Here is a 308-nt window from a genome sequence, read left to right on the forward strand (position 1 = left end):
TTGAACCGGGCAAGCTGGAAGCGATTGGCTACCGTGGCGGCAAGGAAGTGGTGCGCACCTCGGTGGAGACTACCGGCGCGCCGGTGTCGCTGGAACTGGTGCCGGACCGCGCGCAACTGAGCGGTGATGGCCGCGATGCGATGCCGATTACCGTGCGCGCACTGGATGCGCAGGGCCGTGCTGTGCCATTGGCGGACAATGAAGTGACTTTCGCCGTTACGGGCGGCGGCCGCTCCATCGGTCATGGCAACGGCGATCCGAATTCGCACGAAGACGAAAAGGGTGCGACGCGACACCTGTTCAACGGC

1 pseudogene is annotated in these 308 nt (G+C 64.9%); it reads left to right on the forward strand.

Features of this window, described 5'->3' with window-relative positions:
- A pseudogene (locus V3391_RS17680) lies at positions 1-308 on the forward strand (hypothetical protein); the annotation flags it as partial.

The sequence above is a fragment of the Luteimonas flava genome (assembly GCF_036584485.1).
Taxonomy (GTDB): Bacteria; Pseudomonadota; Gammaproteobacteria; order Xanthomonadales; family Xanthomonadaceae; genus Luteimonas; species Luteimonas flava.